General features: G+C 31.4%; 7 protein-coding genes. All 7 read right to left on the bottom strand.

The window, feature by feature from the left end; genetic code table 11:
• Window positions 1-1,057, bottom strand: a 1,057-nt coding sequence (gene bshA, locus ACIQZC_RS07730) for an N-acetyl-alpha-D-glucosaminyl L-malate synthase BshA (protein WP_396138660.1), incomplete at its 3' end; no start/stop codon positions are given.
• Window positions 1,058-1,120: 63 nt separating this feature from the next.
• Window positions 1,121-1,576 carry a DUF1801 domain-containing protein gene (locus ACIQZC_RS07735; protein ID WP_396138661.1) on the bottom strand — a complete coding sequence of 152 codons (456 nt, stop codon included), beginning with the start codon at window positions 1,574-1,576 and terminating at the stop codon, window positions 1,121-1,123.
• A gap of 1 nt (window position 1,577) precedes the next feature.
• Window positions 1,578-4,466 (bottom strand): glycoside hydrolase family 3 N-terminal domain-containing protein, encoded by a 2,889-nt coding sequence (locus ACIQZC_RS07740; protein WP_396138662.1) that lies wholly within the window; start codon window positions 4,464-4,466, stop codon window positions 1,578-1,580.
• A gap of 81 nt (window positions 4,467-4,547) precedes the next feature.
• On the bottom strand, window positions 4,548-5,030 hold the full coding sequence (locus tag ACIQZC_RS07745) for an ABC transporter ATPase (protein ID WP_396138663.1): 483 nt from the start codon (window positions 5,028-5,030) through the stop codon (window positions 4,548-4,550).
• 2 nt (window positions 5,031-5,032) lie between these two features.
• Window positions 5,033-5,641, bottom strand: a complete 609-nt coding sequence (locus ACIQZC_RS07750; RefSeq protein ID WP_396138664.1) for a hypothetical protein — start codon at window positions 5,639-5,641, stop codon at window positions 5,033-5,035.
• Between the two features lie 67 nt (window positions 5,642-5,708).
• Entirely contained in the window at window positions 5,709-6,500 is a 792-nt protein-coding gene (locus tag ACIQZC_RS07755) for a (Fe-S)-binding protein (RefSeq protein ID WP_396138665.1), read from the bottom strand.
• 67 nt (window positions 6,501-6,567) lie between these two features.
• Window positions 6,568-6,977: phosphoheptose isomerase (locus ACIQZC_RS07760; RefSeq protein ID WP_396138666.1), on the bottom strand; the 410-nt coding region annotated here is incomplete at its 5' end.

The raw sequence follows: 6,977 nt of genomic DNA on the forward strand, positions 1-6,977 counted from the left end.
CAGTTTCAAATGCATTAACTTTAAATTGTTTGAGGAGTTCTTCATTCGTTAAAAGCAAAATGGCATCTCGACTCATTTTTTTTACATTGCCTACATCGCTTAAATAACCAGAATATCCATCTTTATTTACTTCAGGTAAACCTCCTGAATTACTTGAAATAACTGGTACTCCACAAGCCATGGCTTCTAAAGCCGCTAACCCAAAACTTTCGGTTTCAGAAGGAAGTAAAAATAAATCTGAAAAACGTAAAATTTTATCGATTTCATTACTATTTCCAAAGAAGATCACTTTATGTTGAATACCTAATTGTTGACATAAATTTTCTGCTTGTTCTTTTTCTGGCCCTTCACCTACCATCATTAATTTAGATGGCACTTCTTTCTGAATTTCATTAAATATCTTAACTACATCTTTAATTCGCTTTACTTTTCTAAAATTGGAAATATGAGTTACAATTTTTTCATTTTCTGTTGCCATCAAAGCACGTTGACACGGATTGTTTTCTTGTGAATTTTCTTTAAATAATTCAATAAAATTTGGGATAACCACAATATCATTTGTAATGTCAAATAAACGATACGTATCGTCTTTCAAACTTTGTGAAACACTGGTAACCACATCTGATTTATTGATGCTAAAACTCACCGCAGGCTTATAAAATGGATGATTTCCTACTAATGTAATATCGGTTCCGTGCAATGTAGTTACCATAGGTATGTGAATTCCTTCGTCAGCTAACATTTGTTTGGCCATATAACCCGCATAAGCATGAGGAATGGCATAATGAACGTGCAAAACATCAATTTTATACAATTTAACCATGTCTACCAACTTGCTCGAAAGTGCTAATTCATAGGGTTGGTAATGAAATAATGGATATTCAGGAACATGTACTTCGTGATAATGCACATTTGGGTTCAACAAGGCTAAACGCACTGGCTGACTGTAAGTAATGAAATGAATTTCGTGTCCTCTTTTAGCTAATTCTAAACCAAGTTCAGTAGCAACAACGCCACTTCCGCCAAATGTAGGATAACAAACTATTGCAATTTTCATTTGTTTATAATTTGAATTAAAATTACCACTTCTAAATTGGGTAATAATAAAATATATGTTAATTTATTTATTGAAGGCTACTTCATAGGTTTTAATCCATTCGGCAACCGACATTTTTCTTGCTAATTCTCCAATTAATTCGAAGGGAATATTTTCTGGTTTTTTTATTCGAAAACAGCTTTTTCCAATATCTAATTTTTGTTTGGAATGTTTCGGATATTCTGCTACAAACCAATTATACAATTCAGGTTTTGCATAAATTCCCATATGATAAAAATTGATGCTATTTTTTTGACTTGCGAATGACATAAAAGGCAAAGGCAATTCAGGCGAACAATGATACCCTTTTGGGTAAATAGAATGCGGAACAACATATCCAATCATACAATAACTAATTTCTTCTTGAAAACCTTCTGGAAGATTTTTTAAAATTATAGCTCTTAGTTGCTGTAATGCTGTTCTTCTATCCTCCGGAACTTCGTTGATGTATTGATCTACTGATGTTGCTTTTGAAGTCATATTAATGAATTATTGCTTCATAAATTACTTTTTGAATATTTTCTCTGATATTTTCCTTTGATAACTTGTTTGATGCATTTGAATCAGGATAGGTTCTGTTGGATAAAAACACATATACAATCTCTTGTTCTGGATCTGCCCAAGTCATGGTTCCAGTAAAGCCCGTGTGACCAAAACTTGTTAACGAAACACATCCACATGTAGGCCCTTCAGAACCTAATTGTGGTTTATCAAAACCAACTCCTCTTCTATTTCCATCTTTGCAAAAATAACAGGTATTAAATTTTTGCAAGGTTGCTGCTGTAATAAATTGCTTACCACCATAACTTCCTTTCTGTAAGTACATTTGCATCACTTTAGCAATGTCTAAAGCATTGGAAAACAATCCTGCGTGACCCGAAATTCCGCCCTGCATGGCAGCAGCCATATCGTGAACATAACCATGAATAAGTTGGTATCTAAAATAGTTGTCGTTTTCAGTAGGAATAACAACACTCTTATCAAATTGCTGCAACGGATTGTAAGTAATTGAAGTTGCTCCTATTTCGTTGTAAAAATTATTCTTTGCCAAATATTCTAGCGATTTTTCATTTTTCTTTTCTAAATATTCTTTGAATAAAATAAAGGAAAAATCACTGTATTTATATTGCTTTTTTGCCAATAAAGGACTGTCTGCTATAGCTTTTATAATGGTATCGTTATAGTCTCTTCTTAAATATAAATCTTCGGCAACTTTTATTTGAAATTCAACTGTTGGTCTAGTTCTATAATATTTCTCACTAGGTCGATTTAAACTATCTAATGTTGCTTTGTAGAACGGAATCCACGGTTGAAAACGCGCTTGATGTGTTAACATATCTAAAACCGTTGCATCTTCTTTATTCGAACCTCTAAAAACTGGCAACATCGATTTTAATTTGGTTTCCAATGTTATATTTTCTTTATCAAATTCTAACATCACATTTGGTAATGTGGCAATAATTTTTGTTAATGAAGCAATATCATACAAATCGGTGTTTTGAACTTTTATTGCACCTTCTTCATAAGTATGATTTCCAAATGATTTCTGATAGATTACTTTTCCTTTTCTAGCAACAACTACTTGTAAACCAGGTGTCATTTTTTTATCAATCGCATAAGCAGCAATCGAATCTATTTTGGTTAAAATTTTAGAATTCATCCCAACATTTTCAGGCACTTCAAAACCTAAACGCTCAATGGCTAGTGTTTCAATTCCTTCATTGACTTTAAAATGTTCTTCTATTGAAACAGGCAATTTTCCTTTTGCACCAAGAGCTCCAAAAATAACTTGAGGTACTACCGTTTGTGCAATAGCATTATTTTGATACCCTACAATAATGGATTCAATTGACTCGAAATTTTTTATGTTTAATAACGAATAAGGTTTGGTGAAAAATGATAAAATAACATCATTTTGCTTTGCAATTTGGTTAATCCAAAGTAATTCTCTAAACGTTAAATTATGATTTCTCCAAGCACCATCCGATTTATGATAACCAATAATAACCTTTGTATAATCTTGTAATTCTACTAATGCTGAATCTAAATTTTTAGTAGTAATTTCGGTTATCGAGGTATAATTTTTAAGCTTTGTTAGAAATACATCCGAAGTGTCATTTCCTAATTTTACGTAGGCAATTTTCTCTTTATTTAATTGTGCTAACGGAATTGATTTGGTTTCATTTTTTATAACCGTTACGGCATTTTCATACAACTGATAATTTAATGCTTCATATTCAATTGCATTTAAATCTTGGTACAAATTCTCTAAAACTATCGGTTGATAGTTTTGTAAATTGGCCTTGTATTTATAAGCTAAAATTTTCCTTACCGAATAAGCTAAACGATCTTCAGTTAATCGTCCATCAGCTTTTGCTTCATTAAATTTTTTAATAGCAACCGGTACATTTTCAGAAAAAAGCAATACATCGTTACCTGCTAAAAAAGCTTCTAAATCAATATCACCGGGTTTTTTAAAATTACTAGCCCCTTTCATATTGAGTGCATCAGTAAAAATTAATCCTTCAAACTGTAATTCATTTTTTAGAATATTGGTCACCACATTGTAAGAAATCGATGTTGGAAAATTTTCTCTCGGTTCAATACTTGGCACATTCAAATGCGCAACCATTATGCTTGTTAATCCATTTTTAATCAATTCTTTGTATGGATACAATTCCACTTCATCTAATCTGTTTTTATCAAAGGAAACGATAGGTAATGTATGATGTGAATCGGTAGAGGTATCTCCATGACCTGGAAAATGTTTTGCAGTTGCATAAACTCCTTCATCTTGTAAACCTTTCATTAAAGCTAATGCTCTAAGGGTGACATTTTCTTTGGTTTCTCCAAAAGAACGATTGCCAATAATAGGATTTTTAGGATTAGTGTTAATATCTACAACAGGAGCAAAATTGAAATGAATTCCCATTCGCTTGGATTGTTTTGCCATTTGATTTCCTGCCTTTTCAATCAAATTCATATCTTGAACGGCGCCAAGCGTCATATTCCAAGGATATCGAAAGGTAGAATCTAAACGCATGCTTAGCCCCCATTCTGCATCAATTCCAATAAACAAAGGTACTTTAGATTTTGCTTGATAACGATTCGTAAGTTTTGCTTGGCGCATTGGTCCTCCTTGAAAAAAGATTAACCCACCAATTTTATTTTCTTCAATTAATTTATCAATTGATTTATTATAAGCTTCGTCTTTATTTGAATAAGCAGCTACCATAAACAATTGCCCTACTTTTTCATCAAATGAAAGTTGGTTATAAACACTATCAACCCAAATTTCACGAGAAAGATTTGATTTTTTTTGTCCAAATGAAACAACTGTAATAAATAAAAAAACGAATATATATCGCATGTAATCAATGTTTTTGTAATAAAAAAATCATCATTAAAGTTGAACTAATGATGATTTTCAAATATAGTGTAAATATTCTTTTTAGAAAAATCTATTGTGCCAACTTTCACTAGCAGGAACTTCCCAAAAATCTTGCCATTCTCCAACTGTGTTGACTAAATTATTAAAAACAACAGTATTAGCAGAAACCGCTTTTTCTTTGGCTAATTTTTTAAACTCTAATAGAGTCTTGAAAGTAACGTGTTCACCCATTTTAAAAGTCACATTCATTTTATCTAATAAATCAACAGCATATTTTTGCTCTAATTGTTGAATAAATTGAACCGAGGCATCTATTGAACATCCTGTGGCGGCTTGAACTTCTTGATTAACAGCAATAATAATAAAACGATTGTATTTTGTAACAAAAGAGGCTTCTAGTGCGTGCCCGTGAGCACTCCAATTTTCTATAAATGATCCTAAATCTCGTTCAATATCTTGAATTTCTTCGTCAGAAAATTTCCTATTAGATTGATAAATCCAAACTTTAGCTTCTTCTGGTAAGGTATCAAAGGGTACGTACATTATTATTTTTTGATTATATCGGTTACTACTTTATAAGATATAAATTTCGATAATTTAGCATCATATAATTCTAATTCATAATAATAAATTTCTACAGCGTCATTTACTTTTACTACTTTATCAGTTAATAAAAAAGAATTTTCAAAACTACTCAACAAAATAAAGTGATTCATTTTTCCTGAATCTTCTTTAACTGAAAATGTTAAAAATTGTTCCGATTTTATTTCTGTAAGTTGACCAGTAATCATTTCATCAGGCGTTTCTTCTACAACTTCCTGATTTTCAGAATCCTCATCAAACATAAATTTAAAAATTGCAGGACAAGTTTTAGCCATTTCTTTGCCAACATCATAGCCTAATTCTTCCATCTTTTTTTCATCATTAATTACATCTTTTCCATAATGTCTATCAACATCTTTTTCAAAAGCATTAATCGCTTCAATAATGCAAAGCCCTAAAGTCATTTCAAAATTATCTTTTGAAATTTCTTCTTTATTTGCGCATTCACAAGATTTTTCAGACATTTTTACAGCAAGTTCTTCCTTTGATAATTTTTGAGCAAAAACAGAACTAGAGGAAACAATTAGAAGAAGTAATATAATTTTTTTCATCATTTTAATATTTATTATTAGTAAATGTATATTTTGTGTAGTTTATAGTGATTTAAGCCTGTTTTAATTATAAATCGTGAGCATTAGCAATTAATTCGGCAATGTCATAAATTTTAACATCACTTTCTTTCTCTTTATGTTTAATTCCATCGGTCAACATGGTATTACAAAAAGGACAACCTGCAGCTATAATATCGGATTGCGTTGCTAGGGCATCTTCTGTTCTTTCAATATTGATGTCTTTATTTCCTTTTTCGGGTTCTTTAAACATTTGAGCTCCACCTGCTCCACAACATAAACCATTAGCTCGAGATCGTTTCATTTCAACTAATTCGGCATCTAATTTTTGAATTAATTCACGAGGCGCTTCATAAATATTATTAGCGCGTCCTAAATAACAAGGATCATGAAATGTAATGCGTTTTCCTTTAAATTGACCTCCTTCAATCGTTAATTTACCTTCGTTTAATAATGACTTAATGAACTCAGTATGATGCAAAACTTCATAGTTTCCGCCTAATTCTGGATATTCATTTTTTAATGTATTGAAACAATGAGGACATGCTGTAACAATTCGCTTCACTTCATAGGAATTCATTACCTCAATATTAGTCACGGCTTGCATTTGAAACAAGAATTCATTTCCTGCTCTTTTTGCTGGATCGCCAGTGCAACTTTCTTCGGTTCCTAAAACTGCGAATGAAACATTGGCACTGTTTAAAATCTTTACAAAAGCTTTTGTAATTTTTTTTGCTCTATCATCAAAACTTCCAGCACATCCTACCCAAAACAAAACATCAGGCTGTTTGCCTTGTGCCATCATTTCGGACATAGTAGGAACTAATAAATTTTCTGACATAATTATAAATTATAAAATTAAAAGTAGTTGATTTTACACGTTTTATAAACTTAACATTATTACTTAATTAGTATTGATTTCCGTCATCAAATACCTGAATGGTTACTTCTTTGTCAATTAAATCGGTAAATTTACCGTTGTAGCGAGTAGCTTTAACCAAATGATTATCAATCCAATGGTAATTTCCTCCTCTAGGTTTTCCCATTAGCATTCCGTGATATTTAAATCCATGTAATTTCAACCAATCTTCGGTAACTGCTCTATGCGATTCGGTACGTGAGGTAAAAAAGAAAATAATATGTCCTTCATCATACCATTTATTGAGAGTTATCAATGCGTCGGGATAAACCGCAGCGGTAACCATTCTTTCTGGTTCCTCATTTGGAATATCATCACAAATAGTTCCATCTATATCAATTAAATAATTTTTAATGCCTTCAGGTAAAATAGGACTTAATTGTTCTCCATTTACAGATA

It is taken from the genome of Flavobacterium sp. (genome assembly GCF_044338735.1).
In the GTDB taxonomy this organism is placed as follows: Bacteria; Bacteroidota; Bacteroidia; order Flavobacteriales; family Flavobacteriaceae; genus Flavobacterium.

Bases quoted from the DNA above. Each gene is read 5' to 3' on its own strand.
- ACIQZC_RS07735 (WP_396138661.1), bottom strand. From the start codon at position 1,576: ATGACTTCAAAAGCAACATCAGTAGATCAATACATCAACGAAGTTCCG.
- ACIQZC_RS07740 (WP_396138662.1), bottom strand. From the start codon at position 4,466: ATGCGATATATATTCGTTTTTTTATTTATTACAGTTGTTTCATTTGGA.
- ACIQZC_RS07745 (WP_396138663.1), bottom strand. From the start codon at position 5,030: ATGTACGTACCCTTTGATACCTTACCAGAAGAAGCTAAAGTTTGGATT.
- ACIQZC_RS07750 (WP_396138664.1), bottom strand. From the start codon at position 5,641: ATGAAAAAAATTATATTACTTCTTCTAATTGTTTCCTCTAGTTCTGTT.
- ACIQZC_RS07755 (WP_396138665.1), bottom strand. From the start codon at position 6,500: ATGTCAGAAAATTTATTAGTTCCTACTATGTCCGAAATGATGGCACAA.